Origin of the sequence: Plesiomonas sp. (assembly GCF_051652165.1) — a bacterium.
In the GTDB taxonomy this organism is placed as follows: domain Bacteria; phylum Pseudomonadota; class Gammaproteobacteria; order Enterobacterales; family CAMTGL01; genus Plesiomonas.
Genome location: NZ_JBOFTR010000004.1, coordinates 499,433 through 518,720 on the forward strand (window position 1 = coordinate 499,433; position 19,288 = coordinate 518,720).

Genomic DNA, 19,288 nt, shown 5'->3' on the forward strand with positions numbered 1-19,288 from the left:
AAACAATATACCTTACAGCCTGATTACTATCAGGTTGTAGTATAATGTTACTTTTCTTCTTTTTATTGAGCACGGAACGCAGCACATGAGCCTATCTCGCATATTGATTCTTGGTGCAAACGGCTATATTGGTAGCAGTTTAATCAACTATCTTATACCGCAAGGTTACGATATTCGTGCTGCAGCGCGTGATATTACAACCCTTCAGCATCAAACATGGGCAACATCACCACAGGTTGAATTAGTCTATGCTGACTTGCAAAACGCAGACTCACTCAACGGTTTACTGACCGACATTGATATCGTGTATTACCTTGTACACAGCATGAATGGTGGCAACCACTTTTTAGAACAAGAGCAGAGTGCGGCCACACATTGCGCACAAATACTGCAGCAATCATCAGTGAAAAAAGTCATTTATCTTGGTGCATTACAACCACACGCCAAACAATCAGAACACCTGCAAGCCCGTCGGATCACCGGAGAGCTTCTACGCGGCAGCGGTATTCCAGTTATCGAGCTGCGCTCTGGCATTATTGTCGGCGCAGGATCCGCTGCATTTGAAGTGATGCGTGATCTGGTCAATCATCTGCCGATAATGATCACCCCACGCTGGGTGCGCTCGAAAACCAGCCCAATTGCTCTTGATAACCTACTGTTCTATCTCTCTGCGCTGATTAACACACCCATTAATGACGGTATTTTTGATGTCGGCGGGCCTGATTATATTAGCTACCAAGATCAGATGAAGATTTACGCTGATATTACCGGTAAATCTTGCATCATTATTCCCGTGCCATTTTTATCTCCGGCACTCTCTGCAAAATGGTTACGTGTAATTACTACCGTACCGATAAACATTGCTCGCGCCCTGATTGGTGGGTTGTCGCACGACCTCCCTGCCAACAGTGCCCCGCTTCAGGCGCTGATCCCTCAGCCTCTTCTTAGCTACCGAGAGGCCATCAGTGAAACGCTCAAGCACGGCTCTGATTTTCTCGACTCCGCCCGCTGGGGGTACGATGCCGATGCCAAATCAACATGGAAAGCCGATTACAGCTTCTATCCTAAAAATGCCGGTTATCGTCTTGCCACCCGCGTAAGCAGTAAAGATTTATGGGAAGAGATCAACAAAGTCGGCGGTGATCATGGCTACTTTTATGCCGATATATTGTGGACAACCCGCGCACATCTAGATCGTTTATTCGGCGGAAAACCCCACGTGCGTCAGCGCCCTGAACATGCCATGTTGCAAGTGGGTGATAAAGTCGACTCGTGGAAGGTGATTTGTGCTGATCCTGAAAAAAAACTGAGTTTATTATTTGGAATGAAAGCACCAGGCTTAGGCCGTCTCGACTTCACTATCACTGAAAAAGATAATCTGCGCTATTTGGATGTTAGAGCGTGGTGGCACCCGGCCGGCTTTCCGGGGTTACTCTACTGGTTTGCGATGATGCCAGCCCATCTGTTTATTTTCCGCGGAATGTGCATGCAGATAGTTAAAAACGTACTCAAAAACCAAAAATGCTAACCTTTTAACACTCAGATAGATAACAGAAAAACGGCCAAAATAAAGGAGCAAAAAAGCCATGTACACCACACTGCGTGCACATGGCTTTCACCATATTAATCCGTTAAAAGCACTTTGCTACTGATTACTTACTCAGTAAGTTATTTAGCTTCATCAACATGACTCACTACCGTATGCGGTAAAATCAAATTCAGCAGTACAGCAACCAGTGAAGCCAGCCCTACGCCCGCCAATGCAAAACTGCCGATTTTCAGCTCAAGCGCACCAATCCCGATAGTCAGTGTTACCGCCACAATCGCGATATTACGCGGTAAGCCCAGATCAACTTTTGCATCAATCAAAGTCTTCAGCCCAATTGCCGCAATAGAACCAAACAGCAGTAACATAATACCGCCCATCACCGGCATAGGAATTGAAGTCAACAGCGCATTAAATTTGCCCACGAATGCCAAAATAATGGCAAAAATAGCCGCCCATGTCATAGTCAGCACTTTAAAATTACGCGTCAACATCACAGCACCGGTGACTTCCGCATAGGTTGTTACCGGCGGGCCACCAATCAAACCGGCAAAACAGACACCTAAACCATCACCAAACAGTGTACGGTGCAGACCCGGTGATTTGGTGTAATCTTTACCCGTTACGCCGCCGATAGCCATCACACCACCAATATGTTCGATACAAGGCGCAATGGCGACCGGTAACATAAACAGCGCGGCAGCCCAATTGATCTCCGGTGTAATAAAGGTAGGAATAACAAACCATGCCGAAGCAGACAATTGTTCAAAATTAACAATACCCGCCATCATCGACGCAACATAACCGACAACCACACCGGAGAGTATTGGCAGCAGACGTATCCACCCCTTACAAAAAACAGCGGTAATCAGAGTGGTTGCCAGAGAGATACCTGCCAAACTGATAGCTATATCCAGCGGAATAATCTGCTCACCATTTACCCGCCCCATCGCCATATTGCACGCGACCTGTGCCACCGACAAACCAATCACCATGATCACCGGCCCAACAACAACCGGAGGCAATAGACGGTGCACAAAATTTACACCTCGAGCACGAATCACACCGGCAAAAACAAAGTACATGATACCGGCCATGCACAGACCAAACATGGTCGAAGGCACACCCCATGTCTGTGTGGCATAAATAATCGGCGCAATAAATGCAAAGCTTGATCCCAAAAAGATAGGCACCTGATTACGCGTGCTGATCTGAAACAGCAGCGTTCCGACCCCTGCCCCTAACAGCGCCATGGAAGGGTTTAAACCTGTCAGAAGCGGAACAAGAACCATTGCACCGAAGGCCACAAACAAAATTTGTAATCCGGCAATACTTTGTCTTAGAGAAGAGAACATTCTGAACCTTATAAAACAGACAGAATAAAATAAAGGGGTAGCAAACCGTTTATTCATGTGATGAATAGTATGGGTTACTAAAGTCTGCTGCTATCTGTCATCAGAAGTGTGGGTACGCAGGAAAAGAATTCGATACGTAAACAAAGATATACAAGCATCGAGGTCAGGATCATACGGTATCTTGGTCAAAATACCAAACGTTTGCGGCAACAAATAAAAAAATGGCACAACATGAGTGCGCCACTTTATTACACTGAAATATACATATATATCAGTGTATAGCTCTGACTAATAGCATCAAAGCCAATAATTTATTTTAATAAATCATAAGAGAGCAAGATATTACTCTGCAGATTCATCTTTATATTTTGCTGCAACTTCTTTAATCAGCGCCTGTAACTCACCTTTTTGCGCCATTTCCAGCATAATATCACAACCGCCAACCAGCTCACCTTCAACCCACAATTGTGGGAACGTTGGCCAGTTAGCAAATTTTGGTAATTCAGCGCGGATATCAGGGTTCTGCAAAATATCAACATAGGCAAAACGCTCACCACAGCTCATGATTGCTTGCACTGCTTGAGCCGAAAAACCACAGTTTGGCAACTTTGGTGACCCTTTCATGTACAGAATAATTGGGTTTTCTGCCAACTGTTGCTTAATTTTATCAATGGTTTCCATTGTTAACCTCTATTGCCTATTATATGAATGTCAGTATTTGCTGATTCTACCGAGTCTGAGCATAAATAAAAAATCCCTTTTTTTGTAGGGATATATTACGGCATGGCTCGTAGAACACAGATGCATTTTTATGCGCGTATCTTCCGTGAAATACGCTTTCGCACCCAATTTTCACACTATAACGTGCATACAGACACACTCATTTGATTTTTTATTCAAAAAAATAAAAATCGTTACACGCATCGAGATAATTTACACGTTATGTTCATTAATATCCTTTTAATATAGGAAAAACTTGCTAAAATCCCAAACCATAACAGTTATACAACAGCCCTTTGTGGCTAATCATACCATTTTAACGTGTGATTTTAGGAAGCAAAAGAACTTGGGCTATGCCCTAACAATAACGGAGATTTCAGCAATGTCTTTTGAATTACCTGCGCTACCATATGCAAAAAATGCACTTGAACCTCATTTGTCAGCTGAAACGCTGGAGTTCCATTACGGTAAGCACCACAACACCTATGTGGTTAACCTGAATAATCTGGTTCCAGGCACTGAGTTTGAAGGCAAATCATTAGAAGAGATTGTAAAGACCTCTTCTGGCCCTATCTTCAATAACGCAGCACAAGTGTGGAACCACACCTTCTACTGGAACTGCTTAGCGCCTCAAGCTGGTGGCGAACCAACGGGTGCACTGGCTGATGCAATTAACAGCACTTTCGGTTCATTTGATGCTTTCAAAGCACAGTTTAATGATGCCGCAGTAAAAAACTTCGGTTCAGGCTGGACATGGCTGGTTAAAAAAGCTGACGGCACACTAGCAATTGTCAGCACATCAAATGCTGGCTGCCCACTGACTGAAGGCCATACTCCACTACTGACTGTTGATGTGTGGGAACACGCTTACTACATCGACTACCGCAATGTACGTCCTAACTACCTCAATGGTTTTTGGGCACTGGTCAACTGGGAATTTGTTGCACAAAACCTAGCCGCTTAAGATTACTCTTAATTCTAAAGCACAAAGCCCTTATTGTTATGATAAGGGCTTTTTTTATAAAAAAATAAAATATAAGGTCATTGTAAGTAATGGTTGATACTGGTAACTAAAAAATCATATAGTAAACTCACTCACCTCAACATGTTATTTACATTATGATTTCACTGATAAAAAAACACATTGTTATTTATTCACTTTTATTGCTCTCTTTTTCAACTCAAGCCTCCTGTTGGCTAGTTGGTGATATTAAAGGTTATAACAGTGCAGGCCAACTAACTGAGTTAAATAGTGATACGGCTAATAAAAGTAAATTCATTGTTAAAATAAGTAACAACTTAACAAAGATAACACCAAGCAATCTTAATTTTATCTCAATGGGAAATAAAACTGCTGCAGGTGTCTATGATGAAGGCAATGTTACGATTATCGAAACATGGTCAATCTCTACAGATGAAAAGAAAGTCTTTATCAGTAGGATACAAACTGGGAATGCTGCCACTGAAGGCGCTAAAGCCTTTCAAGGCAATGTGATATCTCGTTGCCCATAGTTCTGAATAAAACATATAGAACACACGTATCTTACAGTGTGATATCTGCCACGGGATGGCTAATTAGCTGCTCTTTTGATAATGGGTGACTAAATAAAAACCCTTGCGCATGATCAACATTTAAATTACGCAAATAGAGCAATTGTGCGGAAGTTTCTACACCTTCGGCAACCACCTCCATTCCCATAGAGTGAGCCATTTGTAATATAGAGTCTAATACCGGAGTATGAATAGTCTCTAAACCAATAGATTGAATAAAACCCTTATCTATTTTTAAATAATCAACTTTATGTTTTTGTAGATAAATTAATGCGCTGTGCCCTGTACCAAAATCATCAATAGCAATCAAAAACCCTAATGCCCTCAATTTTACAAAAATATGCTCTGCACTCTCATTATCTTCAATCAATACTCTTTCCGTAATTTCTAATACGCATATAAAGTGATTTTGGGGTAGTTGTTGATAAAAAGACATTAAGTCATCAATAAAATAAGGGCTATTGAGATGAATAGCTGAAATATTAATGGCTATTTTAGTACGAGCAGGATATATCTCTGCCAGAGATGCACTATCATTAATAATTAATGTAAACAAATGCTGTGTTAACGGAATAATCATTCCTGAATGTTCAGCATAGCTAATAAACTGATCGGGAGGAATTAACCCTTGTGTTGGGTGCTTCCAGCGTAGCAACACCTCAAACCCACTCAGAGAGCCATCACGTAAACTGAATACTGGCTGATATAGCACAAAAAACTGATCGTTTTTTATACCACGTAAAATAAGCGTTTTCATATCTCTGTTGTTACCTAAATAAAAATAAGATAACAAACCACTCATCAGCGCAATCAATACAGAAAGAAATAAAATTTCATACCACATCGAAAGAGAGAGATTATCACCAAACACATAAACTTCATAACCATATCGCTCTGATGTAACACGCACGATTGGATTAGGAAGCTCGCTTTTGGGGATAATTTTGTCTGTAGAGGTAACAACGGCTTTATCATTAATAACAAGAGCAATACCATCAATACGTTCAGAGGTAAAAACAATTGTTTTATAGCTTTCGATAGAAAGAGGAATCGTTGCTAATACACCGGTTTTACTCCCTAAGTTCTCACCCCCGATCCAAAGAGTAATAAGAGGCGAATTTTCTGATGATAATACACCTTGGCTTAAGCCAATACTGTATGTCTCATCTAAGTCAACACCTAACAAATAGTTTTCAACCGGTTCAGTCATATTGCCTAAAGAGGAAGAGCAATAAGCCACCCCCTTTTGCACAAGAATATAAGATCTGACATCTGTATTGTATGAAGCGCGCCTGATTAGCTTATTTCTCGCACTATTACACTGTAAATTCTCTAATGTTGTAATATACAACATATCATCAACAATTTTATCTATTCGATCATCCATGATTTTTCGAATACCATACATAACATTTTGCCTTACTTTTTCTTGTTGGTAGCTTACTGATAACCAGACTAAGAAAAACACAGACAAAAAAGCAAGTAGACTGATAAGTGATATAATATATTTTTTATTTTTCACGTTTATCTACTCCAAATAATACATTGGTACTTAAATTAAAATCACAAAAATAGATAAAAAATCAACTAAACAACTTTGAAATAAAAATAAAGAAGCAGTGTAATAACAACAAAAAAATAGAGTATCGGGTTAAACACTAAGTTATGAGTACATTAGAACTAAAAATAACATATAGATCTAATCTCTCGTCTCCCTACCACCCACTGTCCCTACTACCTACTGTATGAAGTTTGATTAGTCACCCATAGAGAACAAATTAACTTCAATATACGTTGCACGGTCTGAAACAGGGCTGCAATGTTGAGTGTCTAAATTACAATAAATACCATGACTAAACTGAATATTACGTGCTGGTTTCTCAGTAACCTCTATAACGATATCACTGGTTTGGCTATTGATAGCATCAATATGTGTAGTGTCAGTAAGCATCTCACCCATAATATGGGACAATCTGTCTTTATTAACTGTATTATTTAAATGAGCACCATCTAAATAAAGAGTACTATTGATATAGTGTAAAGAGTGTAGAAGAGATATACCACTTTTAGTTGCACAAAATTTAGCAATACGATCACACACCACTCCCTGTTCTGGAATAAAGATATCAGGGGTTACTTGCTGAACAAGTTCATAAAATGCCCCGACTCCTATAGCAATGATAATAAGAACAGTGAATGGATTCATAGCGGCATCCATCGCGATGCAAAGTCATCTAAGTATAATAAAGATCATACAAATTAACAGGTGAAATAGTGATTAACTCACCGTTGAAACTGCGTACAATCAATACTGATAAAAGCACCAGAGTTATGCTTTTCTATAAACAAGCATCGCTTTTCACTTGTCAGTTCTTATGTAGGTAATTTGCTTAAAAAATCAGTATAATCAATTATCTAACCTGTTATGATAGATAAATAACATACTACTCAGCATTTAAGGTGTGTGTATGCTTCATTTTCATTGGCTGCTAGGTTGTATCAAATGAATGGAATCAAATCGATGATAGCGAGACCCCCTTGCACTAAAGGTGTTTCTCTTTCTCTATTTACGCTCTTAACCAGTACTTATATTGGATTAGTACTCAACGAAATGTTTTACCGAAATTTGTATGATATTTTTTCGAAAATGTCTACGGTCGATCATTTCTTTGTTATATCAATCCCATTTTTTATTATTGCAACACTCAATTTTTTACTTAATTTACTTAATTGGCAATATTTTATAAAGCCATTTTTTATATTGCTGGTTATAACCTCTGCGTTAGTCTCTTACGCAATGACAAAATATGGGGTCATTTTTAATCAAGATATGATCCAAAATATCTTTGAAACGAATGTCAGCGAGGCAAACTCATACTTTAGCTTATCTGCACTGCTCTGGCTCTCTCTTACTGGATTATTACCAGCAATTATTATTTTATTTACGCCTATTCGCTACACCTCATTTTTAAAACAACAAGGCTGGCGACTACTCTCATTAGTAGCATCACTTATTATTGTGGGTATTATTGCTTTACTATTTTATAAAGATTACGCTTCCGTGGGCAGAAATAATCCAACATTGCGTTCAGTTATCGTACCAACGTATTATATTAACAATACATATAAATACATTAAAAAAGCCTATTTTTCTAAACCAGTGATTTATCAACAAATAGGTTTAGATGCCACGCTATCACCTATCACTGTTGAGCACTCTTCAACATCAGAAAAAAATACCAAACCGACGTTGTTTTTTTTATTAGTCGGTGAAACAGCACGCAGTCAAAATTATGCATTAAATGGCTATAACAAACCCACAAATCAATACACTGCTGATCTTGATGTTATTTCATTTCAAAACGTGCACTCTTGTGGAACAGCAACAGCAATATCAGTTCCGTGTATGTTCTCTAATTTAGGTCGAAGTGATTACAATGAAGCACAGGCAAAAAACCAAGATAATGCGTTAGATATCTTGCAACGTGCTGGTGTTGAGATGCTTTGGAAAGAGAATGATGGTGGTTGTAAAGGTGTTTGTGATCGCATTCCTACTGTCACATTAAATGTAAAAGAGAAAAATGGGCTATGTAATGGTTCAACCTGTTATGATGGTGCATTTTTACTTGGGCTAGAAAACGATATTCAAAATATCTCTGGTTCAAAAATGATCGCATTACACCTGATTGGTAGCCATGGCCCAACCTACTATTTACGTTATCCTAAAGAGATGCGAACGTTTGTTCCTGATTGCCAGCGTAGTGATATTGAAAATTGCACACAGCAAGAGTTAATTAACACTTATGACAACACCATTCTTTACACTGATTTTGTCATATCCGAAATCATTAACATGCTTAAAAAGTATGAAGATAAATATAATGTTGCTCTGCTATACCTTTCTGATCACGGTGAGTCTCTCGGTGAGAATGGTCTTTATTTACATGGAACACCTTATAGTCTAGCACCTGAATATCAAACAAAAATCCCAATGATTACATGGTTTTCTGATGGATTTGCTAAGGAAAATAATTTAGACCTTCTTTGTCTAAAAGAAAGAGCTAAAACAGAGTCATTCTCACACGATAACTTGTTTAGTTCGTTATTAGGAATAATGAATGTAAAAACATCTGTATACCAACCTGAACTCGATATTTTTAATCGTTGCCGCCGCAACTAAATGCAAGTCACATAAAGCCCTGTTCAATGAACAGGGCTTTATGTATTACAGTATTACAAAGCTGATCTTTTATCTTTGTATATACTGTTATTTTTGTACTCTATTTTATATCGCTTATCTCAATTTATATTATTGCTTTCGTTATTGCGGTAATACTCAGTAAAGCCATAAATACAGCTGAAATGCCTAGATCCCAACAATAAGTGAGTGAATCATGGTAATTAGTACTGTCTGTATTTAGCTGAATTATCAGTTCACATAGAAAAACAATTGATAATACACCGGTAATCAATGCAAATAATACTCTAAATGTTAGTGCATTTATAACGATATCTTTTAACTTCATTCCATTTATCATCAACATATTTACACCTGATATGCATCCATGAACACAAGTGACTTTAACGAGCCCGCTATTGAGGTATAAGTCATATCGTCTACTGCACGTACGCGATGACTTAACTCCCCTCTTTTGCTATGTATCCAGTAATTAATTTTTAAAACAACAGCTATAGCCTACTCTTTTTAAAATTATTTTCTAATTAAAATTAACACTGCTCTAAAGAGACAACTACACGCTCAATGAAAATTAAAAACAACAATAAAAACAAAATGATATAGAGAAACACCGAATGAATTATTTTTTATTAATAACGAATAAATCAATTTTAAGCCTGATTTTTATCAAAAATAATTCAATATAATTGCAATTAAAGTGCATTTATATGCATAAAATTAGCAGTTAAAACACAACTAGAAACAATTTAGTGTGTTACTCAGAGATAAACATACGAAATAAATTCAATATAACACATTATTTTTCCGCTTTATTTTTTCTCAAAATAAAGCACAAGGGTATTATTTTTTAATAAAACCCTTTTATCTCTAGTGCATTCCTGAGAGTATGCATAGCATTATATTCAAATTAACTGATGATCATTAACATTTATAAGGGGTATTATGCGCATTTTGCACACGATGTTACGCATTTCTGACATGCAGCGTTCACTTGATTTTTATACCCGTATTTTAGGCATGAGCCTATTACGTATCAGTGAAAATGAAGAGTATAAATACTCTTTAGCTTTTGTCGGTTATGGTGATGAAAGTACTGGTGCAGTTATTGAGTTAACATACAACTGGGGTGTAACGCAGTATGAAATGGGGACTGCATTTGGGCATATTGCATTGGGTGTTGATGATGTTGCAGCCACTTGCGAAACTATTCGTAATGCCGGTGGTTCAATTACCCGAGAAGCAGGCCCTGTGAAAGGAGGAAGCACTATTATTGCTTTCGTTGAAGACCCTGATGGCTACAAAATTGAATTAATCCAAAATAAGCAAGCCTCTGTTGGATTAGGTTGATTTAAGTATCTTGTAAGTTTGTTATCTGTGCGGTGTATAACGATTAACTCTTTTTCGTTTTATATACCGCACAATAAAAATTTACTCTACTCGTATATTTTACAGGCTGCTCTCTGCACCACGTGCTAATGAAATCACTAAACGGCGATTTAGTTTACGCTGTGTTGGTGAACGATTATCAGCAACTGGCCGCTTATCACCATAAACTTGCAATTGTATTTGCTCAGGCTTTAGCCCTAATTTCACAAAGTAATTTTGAATAGTTTCAGCCCGTTTACGAGCTAACTCTTCACTATTGATAACCACTTCTCTATCGTCACCGTGTGCAGCCACCAGCACCAGTTCAACATCTTTAATATGCTTTACATATTCGGCTATTTTTGCCAATTTTTGCTGAGAGTCAGCCACTAAAAGTTCACTTTCTGGTTGATAGTGCAGCACGGTATACGCAATATCATCAAAGTTATAGGGCAATAATCGCTGTACACAGGATAAATACTGTTTATATGCCGATTTAAAGTATGCCGGTGATAAACTCACTTGTATCTGACTGTGCCCATAATAAGCATCACGGTATTGCAGTGTCGGTAAACGCCCTTTCTCAAGTGCTGCCAACATTTGCCATGCATATGTATCTGCTATGTACCCATCAAATTGTTGAAATAGGGTTAATGTGCTTATTGACTCTGATGCTATACCTGGCATCCAACGAGGAGGTAATGTCAGCAGTGTTGTACGGCGTGTTTCAGCCATTGGGCGTAACATGTGCAACGCAAAGTCAAGGTTGATTTTTTTACTGGCTCGGCTAGTAAAAACGCCTGTTCCGTAGTTTGGAATCACATGCTCTAAACGGCATTCAAGTGGTGAATCTTGTGTCATTACCCATTTTGAATCATCAATACCTGCAAAAAAGCGAGTGTTTGCCCACAAAGGCAGGCTGTTCATCAATAATACCGCCATGAGAATGTATCGGTGGCTACGAATCATAAAGCACTTTCTCACTGTTACTCTTCTTTGAATGCTCTCTACTTAGCGGCAATGCAAAGGAATACTTTAGTTACCTCCCATAAATTGCAATAATAGAATGCTCATTCGTGTCATTTATACAGCAGCAAAGAGAGCCCATGGCTAAAATAACCAACCCTAACAGCCTAACTGCCCGTTTTCGTGGCTATTTCCCTGTCGTGATTGATGTTGAAACAGGTGGATTTAATGCAACAACAGATGCGCTTTTAGAGATTGCGGCTGTTACGCTGAAAATGGATGAAAACGGTTGGTTGCTGCCCGATCAAAAATTAAGTTTTAATATTGAGCCGTTTGAAGGGGCAAATTTAAATCCTGAAGCACTGGCTTTTACTGGCATTGACCCTTATCACCCACTGCGGGGTGCAGTCAGTGAATATGATGCTTTACATGAAATATTTAAAGTGGTGCGCAAAGAGCTCAAAGCGGCTGAATGTAACCGCGCCATTGTTGTAGCACACAATGCCGCTTTTGATCATGGCTTTTTAATGGCCGCTGCACAGCGAGCCAACTTAAAACGCAACCCTTTCCACCCTTTTGCAACCTTTGATACCGCCGCACTCAGTGGTCTGGTATTAGGGCAAACGGTACTGGCAAAAGCATGTAAAACAGCACAAATTTCCTTTGATAATCATCAGGCACACTCTGCATTGTATGACACAGAGCGTACCGCCGAGCTGTTTTGCGAGTTGGTAAACCGCTGGAAGCGTTTAGGCGGGTGGCCATTGGCGAATGATACAGAAGATACATCTGACGTATTTGAGCAAATCCAAGATGAAACAAGCATTCAAACATCAAACTAATACTGCAATGTAAACTACCAACACACACAAATACTGCGGGAAGCGTTCATTTCCCGCATATCCTCTTTTTCAATATCCCTATCTGATTATATTTCGAGCAGTGAAGCATGATATGCTTCTCACGACGCACTCTTTGGCTTCTTTTTATTCAGTTACCGAGCGCAAAAACGCCCAGACTCCCATGGATATTAAGTTTATGCTATATTAATAGCTTATTATTCTGCTTTATCGGAAAAAAATATGTCAGTCGAAGCAACTTTACTGCAACGTAGCAACGCCCACTGTGAACTTTGTACCAGCGAACAAAATCTTGCTGTTTACTCTGTGCCACACTCTACTACTGATGATGCCGATCACAGTGTATTGTTATGTGAAACCTGCCGTACTCAGATTGAAAATCCAGCGTTGACTGATGTTAGCCATTGGCGTTGCCTGAACGACAGCATGTGGAGTCAGGTTCCTGCAGTACAAGTGATGGCATGGCGGCAGCTTAAGCAGTTATCCACTGAAGTGTGGGCACATGATCTGCTCGATATGCTCTATCTTGATGATGAAACCCTTGCATGGGCCACAGCCGGTGTAGCAGAAGAGTCTGATGACTCCCAACCAACACTCGACAGCAATGGCAACCCGCTGCAAGACGGTGACTCAGTTACCCTGATTAAAGATTTAGTCGTGAAAGGTGCTAACTTCACGGCAAAACGAGGTACTATGGTAAAAAATATTACGCTAACCAGCAATCCGGAGCACATTGAAGGCCGAGTTAATGGCGTACATATTGTTCTGGTTGCCGCTTTCCTTAAAAAAGCCTAAGTCTGCCTGATTATCGCCTCATCATGGTTATTTGTTGTATCCAATATACGAAATAATCAGTATGCAACAACTCACGTTATGAACGTATGTTGCTGATGAGGCGAAAGATCTTAAAAGTAAAAATACCAAACAAGAAGAAAGAAGAAAGAAGAAAGAAGAAAGAAGAAAATATTAGGGATATAGATAGCAGCAATGCAGCAGTAGAAATTAGTATAAAAAAACGCCGATATCATATCGGCGCTGCAAAAATAGAGTTTCGCTATAATACAAATAAATTGAAGGAAGTTAAGACAACGTGGAGTACAGCATCCATCGCATAAATACTGTATTCACCTGCGTTATAGAGTATGCGATAACGTGACCATCGCTACTTTGATTTTGCTCAATTTTTCAGTCATCACTGTTAAACTCTGTGGCAAAAGATCTTTTTTATCTCTGTTTTTTCTACACACAAGCTCTGTTATAACCAGCGTTTTCTCTTCAACCAAACCCCTATTCCAATAGCAACCACCACTAGAGTGAGACAAAAAAACGCAAAACTTTCACGAAACCCTGCACCTGGAATACCTTCTAAATTAACACCAAACAATCCTGTTAAAAATGATAAAGGTAAAAACATCATGGCCAACAATGACATCACATACGTTCGGCGATTCATTGCATCAGCCAGCAAATTGGCAATTTCGTCGGCCAATACTGATGTACGTGAGATAGCCGCATCCAAATCATCGAGTGTACGGCCAAGACGTTCGGAAACATCCTGCATCCGACGTTTGTCCTCTTCGCTAAACCACGGGATTTTTTCTGCCGCAATACGTGAATACACATCACGCTGTGGTGAAAGATAGCGGCGTAAGATAATTAATTGCTTACGAATTAAGCCTAACTGCCCCCGATCGGGGACTCGGTGGTCAATTAAACCATCTTCTAACTCAATGATAACTTCATGCAAATCATCAATAAACTCAGAGGCGTAATCGGTCATTGCATCACACAACTCGACAACCCATTCGCTACTGTCTGTCGGGCCATGGCCAGACCAAAGTGTAGATTCAACATCTTCTACTGGAAATAACCGACGTTTTCGGGTCGATACAATCAACTCATGGGTGATGTAAGCGCGCAATGCAACCATCTGATCTGGCCGCTCACCGTGGTTATAGTTAATTCCTCGCAGGGTAACTAAAATACCTTCTCCGATACGGGTGAAACGCGGACGCGAGCTTTCTCCCAGCAACGCATCTTTTACCCCTTCAGGCAAAACATCACTGTTTTTAATCCACTCTGCCGATTGTGGATGGCTATAATCCAGATGTATCCACGCAGGTAATGAAGGGATTGTATTGACAACACTGTTTATGGGTAATGCACCACCTTTTCCATCTAAAAATATCTGTGTTACAGCACCCTCTACTAATACATCACTTAGTTGCATCTTTTTATCCTAAAATATTGCCGTAATTCTCTGTATTGATCACACTTTGAATCTATTTCTCCATTTCCGATCTATCAATCTGTGGTAGATTTCTGCCTGTCAACATTAGCATTAGCGCCCTGTTATCATCTGTTAAGTCTATTTAAAGGATCACCACGATGAAACAAAGTATAGATATCTGGCTAGAACAAGAGCTTATGCTACAGGAAGTGATCAGAACCGAGAGATTGCGCCATTTACGCGAAGAACAAGACAACACTCAACCTGATACTAACCGCCGCTCTTGCCGTCGTCGTCAGAGTAAACGCAATAAAAAAGTGACACTGTAACTATAAAAGGACGATAAAAATCTTACGAGAAAATTAAAATCTGTCTTTGGTTACTGCTCTATTCTTCGGGTTACATACTCTCATATCACGTATATTTGTGTACTTAATCATTGGTTAATCGTTGGCTAATCAATGATCGCAGTCGTTAAACGAGCACTACAACAGAGTTGATCTTGTTGATTAAAGATCTCAATTTGCCAGACTTGATGTCGGCTACCGGTATGTAATGCTTTGCAAACACCGCGTGCCATACCCTGCCGAATCGCTTTGATATGGTTGGCATTCACTTCTAGCCCCACCACTTTTTGTTCACCCTCTGTACACAAGTACCCTGCCACTGAGCCAAGGGTCTCTGCTAATACCACCGACGCACCGCCGTGTAATAAACCAAACGGCTGAGTAGTTCGCTGATCGACCGGCATCGTCGCTTCAATGCTGTCTGTATTCAACGCGATAAATTCGATACCAACATGACCAACCATACAATTTGTTCCCATTGCATTGAGTTGGCTAAGGGTTGCCTGACGCTTCCACATCATAGGTACACTCTCTTTTTTAGCATGTTATTCAATAAATTGCATGCAATTCCGTGAATGGTATTCATCGCTATTCATGGCAGTTTTGTGCTTCACATCCCCTATAAGTATTATGGATATAACTCGATAGCAAACCCCATAACAACCCTAGAGTGCACATAATTACACATTTACAATGGGTGATGTTGTCACTCAAAACGCCACGGAATACCGGTTTATACCGACATGATTGTGCGATAGTGACTACAACAAATTGCCATCGCGACAAATCGCCAGCAGTGCTTGCGCTGGATGTAAAATGGCGGTTTTCTCTTCACGTTTAACCTGACTGCGGCACGAGTAACCGGTTGAAACACAGCGATTTAATGGGCGAATTTTGAGTTGTGATTGCCAAGACAAAGCATAGATCCCCTGAGAGTGTGTTCGGTTTTTCTTTTCATGCCCGTATGTTCCGGCCATACCACAGCACCCAACACTAACCGCTTGTAACTCTGCACCAAAATGCACAAATATCGAGGCCCAGTCTCGGCTACTTTCAGGTAATGCGGTACTTTCAGTACAGTGGCCAAACAAATACCATGTGTCAGAAGTTTTACGGTAAGTAGGCAAGGTAGCCAGTTGATTTTTCAGCCACTCATGAGCCAACAATACGTTAAAGTCACCGCGCTTATCCCCCAGCGTGATACGGTATTCATCGCGATAGCAAAGCACTAGAGCCGGATCAACACCCACCAGCGGAATACCCAATGCGCTAATATGGTTTAAAAACTCTGCCGTATTTGCGGCGGTATTGGCAAACCCGGTGAGGAAACCTTTGACATGTTGTGGTTTTCCGTTGGGTTTGAACGGCAGTAATACGGGATGAAAGCCTAGGTGTTCAGCCAGCCTGATAAAGTCTGCAACAACGTTTGCATCATAAAAACTGGTAAACGGGTCTTGTACTACCAGCAGATAACGTGATTTTTCAGCCTGACTGAGCGCCTGCAACTGTGCATAATCAAACTGCAAGGCGGTGTGTCCGGTTAGCTGTTCGGGCAATGTCGGCACAGATAGCAAGGGTACATCGACCATACCGAGTGTTTTTTCTGTCAGATGTTGCATCCACGTTGGCTGCATGAGGGCATTAAACAACCGAGGGGCTTTGGCCATCAGGGGGGCATATTGTTCGACTGTGCCAATCATATAATCACGCACAGGCCGCAAATAACGGGTGTGATAAAGCTGCAAAAAGCGTGAACGAAAAGCCGGTACATCAATTTTAATCGGGCACTGTGTTGAGCAGGCTTTACAGGCCAAGCAGCCAGACATCGCCTCTTTCACTTCGTGCGAGAAGTCATACTCACCGCGCCGTGCAGCCAAAGTGTAACGCGTTTTTGCTATTAGCTGGCGGAATGTGGTGCGTGTTCCGGTCAACGATGCTTCAATCGCCAGCGTATCTGCGCCTTCATCGGCCAACAGTGTCAGCCATTCGCGCACCAACGCGGCGCGGCCTTTTGGTGAGTGGCGGCGATCTCGGGTAATTTTTACTGAGGGACACATCGGGCTGTGGGTGTCAAAGTTAAAACACAGGCCGTTACCGTTACACTCAAGTGCGCCGCGGTAAGATTCACGCACTGTTAGCGGGATTTTTTTATCATGCCAGCTACGTTTTTCATCACTGACCTGCACCAATTGTGCATCCGCTTTCAGTGGAATACAGATTTTTCCGGGGTTCAGCCGGTTATCAGGGTCAAACACGGTTTTGATGTGGCGCAGCTCGTTCCACAGTGTTTCACCAAAAAACAGCGGGCTGTATTCGGAACGAAAGCCTTTTCCGTGTTCACCCCACATCAGGCCACCATATTTTGCTGTCAGTGCAACAACCTGATCAGAGAGCGTTTTCATCAGGATCTCTTGCCGAGGATCGCACAAATCCAGCGCCGGACGAACATGCAATACCCCCGCATCAACGTGGCCAAACATGCCGTAATGCAGCCCATGTTGATCGAGTAAGGTTCTAAATTCGGCAATGTAATCGGCTAAATGCTCGGGCGGCACACAGGTATCTTCTGCAAATGCGATAGGTTTGGCCGCGCCTTTGGTATTGCCGAGCAACCCAACGGCCTTTTTACGCATGGTGTAAATACGCTCGATACTGACCAGATCGTTGCAACGCTGATAGCCAATCACACCCGAGAGATGCTCGGGTAATAGGCTATCAAGCTTATCGCACAGCGCATTGACCTGCTGCTCAATCAGCGTGGCATCATCACCGGCAAATTCCACGATATTCAGACCCTGCATATCCACACCGGGGACATCCGTAATCAGCTCTCGTACGGAGTGCCAGACAATGTCTTCACGTGCAAGGTTGAGTACTTTTGAATCGACTGTCTCTACAGATAAGGCATTGGCCTGTACCATAAAAGGCGCATGGCGCAGTGCCGAATCAAAACTGTCGTATTTAATATTGATCAGTTGCCTAACGTGTGGAATGGCAGTGATATTGAGTTTTGCTTCGGCAATCAGCGCCAAAGAGCCTTCTGATCCAGTTAATAGACGGGTTAAATCAAACTGGCTGAGGTCATCATTAAAGACATGCTTGAGATCATAGCCTGTCAAAAAGCGGTTCAATGGTGGGAAACGCTCTAAAATTAATGCACGTTGTGCACGGCAACGCCCAAGAACGGTTTGGTACACCTGCCCGATACGCTCTTTTTTCTGCGCAAGATGTTCGGCCAGCGCGACAGCCATCGGCGCGGTATCAAGTAGCGTGCCATCAACCATGACGGCATGTAAACCCAGCACATGATCCGAAGTTTTGCCATACAACAGTGACCCCTGACCTGAGGCATCGGTATTAATCATACCGCCTATCGTGGCGCGGTTGCTGGTGGAGAGATCGGGTGAAAAGAAGTAACCATGTGGCCGCAGATAAGCATTGAGTTGATCTTTAATTACGCCAGACTCTACGCGCACCCACATTTCATCTAAATTCAGCTCTAAAATACGGTTCATGTAACGCGAGGTATCGACCACGATGCCCGTCGTCAGTGATTGACCATTTGTTCCCGTTCCGCCGCCACGTGGGGTAAATGTCAGCGTTTTAAAATCAGCTAACTGGGCGGTTTGCATTAACAGCAGCATATCGGCCACCGAGCGCGGAAAGACCACTGCCTGCGGAAGTTGTTGATACACACTGTTATCCGTTGCCATACTTAGGCGCGCAGCATAAGTATGCTCTGCATCCCCCGTAAAGCCATGGGCTTTTAGCGCATCAAGAAAAGCGTGCGTGACCGGCGCTACGCCCGGCACATGTGATAAACGCGGAATCATCATTGTTATCCCTTACAACATTGCGTCCTCATGCTTTGATAGTGGTCTACACCTACCCCTGACAAAGCCATGCCTACTGTATTTATCTAATCTACTGTTTTACTGCACGTATGTCTTGTCTAACACAAGTAGCGGGAGATTTTTTGCAACCAGATCACCGGTGACGACACAAACCTGCCATTACACAGATGCTATTACCCAGAGCAGTGCAGCCGATCCGTCTCTTTTTATCCCCCTATTTATATTTGTTGATAATTTGCACAACACATCGCCAATTTTCGCCAATTCCTAAAATTATTTTTCTATATGCCATTTTA

General features: G+C 41.2%; 17 protein-coding genes. 9 read left to right on the top strand and 8 right to left on the bottom strand.

Annotation, left to right across the window (positions count from 1 at the left end; translation table 11 throughout):
- The first annotated feature begins 85 nt into the window (after window positions 1-85).
- The gene (locus ACRC53_RS04700; protein ID WP_438642387.1) at window positions 86-1,528 is read left to right on the top strand and encodes a DUF2867 domain-containing protein; all 1,443 of its coding nucleotides are present in this window, start codon (window positions 86-88) and stop codon (window positions 1,526-1,528) included.
- A 140-nt stretch (window positions 1,529-1,668) separates the two neighbouring features.
- On the opposite strand, the gene ACRC53_RS04705 is transcribed toward ACRC53_RS04700, so the two are convergent.
- Window positions 1,669-2,901 (bottom strand): uracil-xanthine permease family protein, encoded by a 1,233-nt coding sequence (locus ACRC53_RS04705; protein ID WP_438642388.1) that lies wholly within the window; start codon window positions 2,899-2,901, stop codon window positions 1,669-1,671.
- A 342-nt stretch (window positions 2,902-3,243) separates the two neighbouring features.
- Window positions 3,244-3,582, bottom strand: a complete 339-nt coding sequence (locus ACRC53_RS04710; RefSeq protein WP_438642389.1) for a Grx4 family monothiol glutaredoxin — start codon at window positions 3,580-3,582, stop codon at window positions 3,244-3,246.
- Between the two features lie 421 nt (window positions 3,583-4,003).
- Here ACRC53_RS04710 and sodB point away from each other — a divergent pair, with 421 nt between their 5' ends.
- Window positions 4,004-4,585 (top strand): superoxide dismutase [Fe], encoded by a 582-nt coding sequence (gene sodB, locus ACRC53_RS04715; protein WP_438624144.1) that lies wholly within the window; start codon window positions 4,004-4,006, stop codon window positions 4,583-4,585.
- 155 nt (window positions 4,586-4,740) lie between these two features.
- Window positions 4,741-5,133 (top strand): hypothetical protein, encoded by a 393-nt coding sequence (locus tag ACRC53_RS04720; RefSeq protein ID WP_438642390.1) that lies wholly within the window; start codon window positions 4,741-4,743, stop codon window positions 5,131-5,133.
- A gap of 31 nt (window positions 5,134-5,164) precedes the next feature.
- Here the strand turns inward: ACRC53_RS04720 and ACRC53_RS04725 are convergent, their stop codons facing one another.
- Window positions 5,165-6,694 carry a cyclic di-GMP phosphodiesterase gene (locus ACRC53_RS04725; protein ID WP_438642391.1) on the bottom strand — a complete coding sequence of 510 codons (1,530 nt, stop codon included), beginning with the start codon at window positions 6,692-6,694 and terminating at the stop codon, window positions 5,165-5,167.
- Window positions 6,695-6,928: 234 nt separating this feature from the next.
- The gene (locus ACRC53_RS04730; RefSeq protein WP_438642392.1) at window positions 6,929-7,378 is read right to left on the bottom strand and encodes a YcgJ family protein; all 450 of its coding nucleotides are present in this window, start codon (window positions 7,376-7,378) and stop codon (window positions 6,929-6,931) included.
- A gap of 297 nt (window positions 7,379-7,675) precedes the next feature.
- On the opposite strand from ACRC53_RS04730, the gene ACRC53_RS04735 reads away from it, so the two are divergent.
- Window positions 7,676-9,352 carry a phosphoethanolamine transferase gene (locus tag ACRC53_RS04735; protein WP_438642393.1) on the top strand — a complete coding sequence of 559 codons (1,677 nt, stop codon included), beginning with the start codon at window positions 7,676-7,678 and terminating at the stop codon, window positions 9,350-9,352.
- A gap of 960 nt (window positions 9,353-10,312) precedes the next feature.
- Window positions 10,313-10,717 (top strand): lactoylglutathione lyase, encoded by a 405-nt coding sequence (gloA, locus tag ACRC53_RS04740; protein ID WP_438642394.1) that lies wholly within the window; start codon window positions 10,313-10,315, stop codon window positions 10,715-10,717.
- Window positions 10,718-10,816: 99 nt separating this feature from the next.
- On the opposite strand, the gene ACRC53_RS04745 is transcribed toward gloA, so the two are convergent.
- Window positions 10,817-11,677, bottom strand: coding sequence for a flagellar protein MotY (locus tag ACRC53_RS04745; protein ID WP_438642395.1), 861 nt, complete (start codon window positions 11,675-11,677; stop codon window positions 10,817-10,819).
- A gap of 164 nt (window positions 11,678-11,841) precedes the next feature.
- Between ACRC53_RS04745 and rnt the strand changes: the two genes are divergently transcribed.
- The 3 genes from rnt to ACRC53_RS04760 all read left to right on the top strand — a co-directional run bounded on the left by rnt (window position 11,842) and on the right by ACRC53_RS04760 (window position 13,676).
- A complete protein-coding gene (rnt, locus tag ACRC53_RS04750) occupies window positions 11,842-12,543 on the top strand; it encodes a ribonuclease T (RefSeq protein WP_438642396.1) in 702 nt (233 codons plus the stop codon).
- Between the two features lie 240 nt (window positions 12,544-12,783).
- Window positions 12,784-13,356 carry a PhnA domain-containing protein gene (locus ACRC53_RS04755; protein ID WP_438642397.1) on the top strand — a complete coding sequence of 191 codons (573 nt, stop codon included), beginning with the start codon at window positions 12,784-12,786 and terminating at the stop codon, window positions 13,354-13,356.
- Window positions 13,357-13,451: 95 nt separating this feature from the next.
- Window positions 13,452-13,676 (top strand): hypothetical protein, encoded by a 225-nt coding sequence (locus ACRC53_RS04760; protein WP_438642398.1) that lies wholly within the window; start codon window positions 13,452-13,454, stop codon window positions 13,674-13,676.
- Between the two features lie 140 nt (window positions 13,677-13,816).
- Here ACRC53_RS04760 and zntB read toward each other — a convergent pair whose 3' ends face one another.
- Window positions 13,817-14,791, bottom strand: a complete 975-nt coding sequence (gene zntB, locus ACRC53_RS04765; protein ID WP_438642399.1) for a zinc transporter ZntB — start codon at window positions 14,789-14,791, stop codon at window positions 13,817-13,819.
- 158 nt (window positions 14,792-14,949) lie between these two features.
- On the opposite strand from zntB, the gene ACRC53_RS04770 reads away from it, so the two are divergent.
- Entirely contained in the window at window positions 14,950-15,120 is a 171-nt protein-coding gene (locus ACRC53_RS04770) for a hypothetical protein (RefSeq protein ID WP_438642400.1), read from the top strand.
- A gap of 125 nt (window positions 15,121-15,245) precedes the next feature.
- Here the strand turns inward: ACRC53_RS04770 and menI are convergent, their stop codons facing one another.
- Together menI and ydiJ are read right to left on the bottom strand one after the other, a co-directional pair.
- Window positions 15,246-15,659, bottom strand: coding sequence for a 1,4-dihydroxy-2-naphthoyl-CoA hydrolase (gene menI / locus ACRC53_RS04775; protein ID WP_438642401.1), 414 nt, complete (start codon window positions 15,657-15,659; stop codon window positions 15,246-15,248).
- 240 nt (window positions 15,660-15,899) lie between these two features.
- On the bottom strand, window positions 15,900-18,971 hold the full coding sequence (gene ydiJ, locus ACRC53_RS04780) for a D-2-hydroxyglutarate dehydrogenase YdiJ (RefSeq protein WP_438642497.1): 3,072 nt from the start codon (window positions 18,969-18,971) through the stop codon (window positions 15,900-15,902).
- Window positions 18,972-19,288: the final 317 nt, after the last annotated feature.

Bases quoted from the DNA above. Each gene is read 5' to 3' on its own strand.
- ACRC53_RS04700 (WP_438642387.1), top strand. From the start codon at position 86: ATGAGCCTATCTCGCATATTGATTCTTGGTGCAAACGGCTATATTGGT.
- ACRC53_RS04705 (WP_438642388.1), bottom strand. From the start codon at position 2,901: ATGTTCTCTTCTCTAAGACAAAGTATTGCCGGATTACAAATTTTGTTT.
- ACRC53_RS04710 (WP_438642389.1), bottom strand. From the start codon at position 3,582: ATGGAAACCATTGATAAAATTAAGCAACAGTTGGCAGAAAACCCAATT.
- sodB (WP_438624144.1), top strand. From the start codon at position 4,004: ATGTCTTTTGAATTACCTGCGCTACCATATGCAAAAAATGCACTTGAA.
- ACRC53_RS04720 (WP_438642390.1), top strand. From the start codon at position 4,741: ATGATTTCACTGATAAAAAAACACATTGTTATTTATTCACTTTTATTG.
- ACRC53_RS04730 (WP_438642392.1), bottom strand. From the start codon at position 7,378: ATGAATCCATTCACTGTTCTTATTATCATTGCTATAGGAGTCGGGGCA.
- ACRC53_RS04735 (WP_438642393.1), top strand. From the start codon at position 7,676: ATGAATGGAATCAAATCGATGATAGCGAGACCCCCTTGCACTAAAGGT.
- gloA (WP_438642394.1), top strand. From the start codon at position 10,313: ATGCGCATTTTGCACACGATGTTACGCATTTCTGACATGCAGCGTTCA.
- ACRC53_RS04745 (WP_438642395.1), bottom strand. From the start codon at position 11,677: ATGGCGGTATTATTGATGAACAGCCTGCCTTTGTGGGCAAACACTCGC.
- rnt (WP_438642396.1), top strand. From the start codon at position 11,842: ATGGCTAAAATAACCAACCCTAACAGCCTAACTGCCCGTTTTCGTGGC.
- ACRC53_RS04755 (WP_438642397.1), top strand. From the start codon at position 12,784: ATGTCAGTCGAAGCAACTTTACTGCAACGTAGCAACGCCCACTGTGAA.
- ACRC53_RS04760 (WP_438642398.1), top strand. From the start codon at position 13,452: ATGAGGCGAAAGATCTTAAAAGTAAAAATACCAAACAAGAAGAAAGAA.
- zntB (WP_438642399.1), bottom strand. From the start codon at position 14,791: ATGCAACTAAGTGATGTATTAGTAGAGGGTGCTGTAACACAGATATTT.
- ACRC53_RS04770 (WP_438642400.1), top strand. From the start codon at position 14,950: ATGAAACAAAGTATAGATATCTGGCTAGAACAAGAGCTTATGCTACAG.
- menI (WP_438642401.1), bottom strand. From the start codon at position 15,659: ATGATGTGGAAGCGTCAGGCAACCCTTAGCCAACTCAATGCAATGGGA.
- ydiJ (WP_438642497.1), bottom strand. From the start codon at position 18,971: ATGATTCCGCGTTTATCACATGTGCCGGGCGTAGCGCCGGTCACGCAC.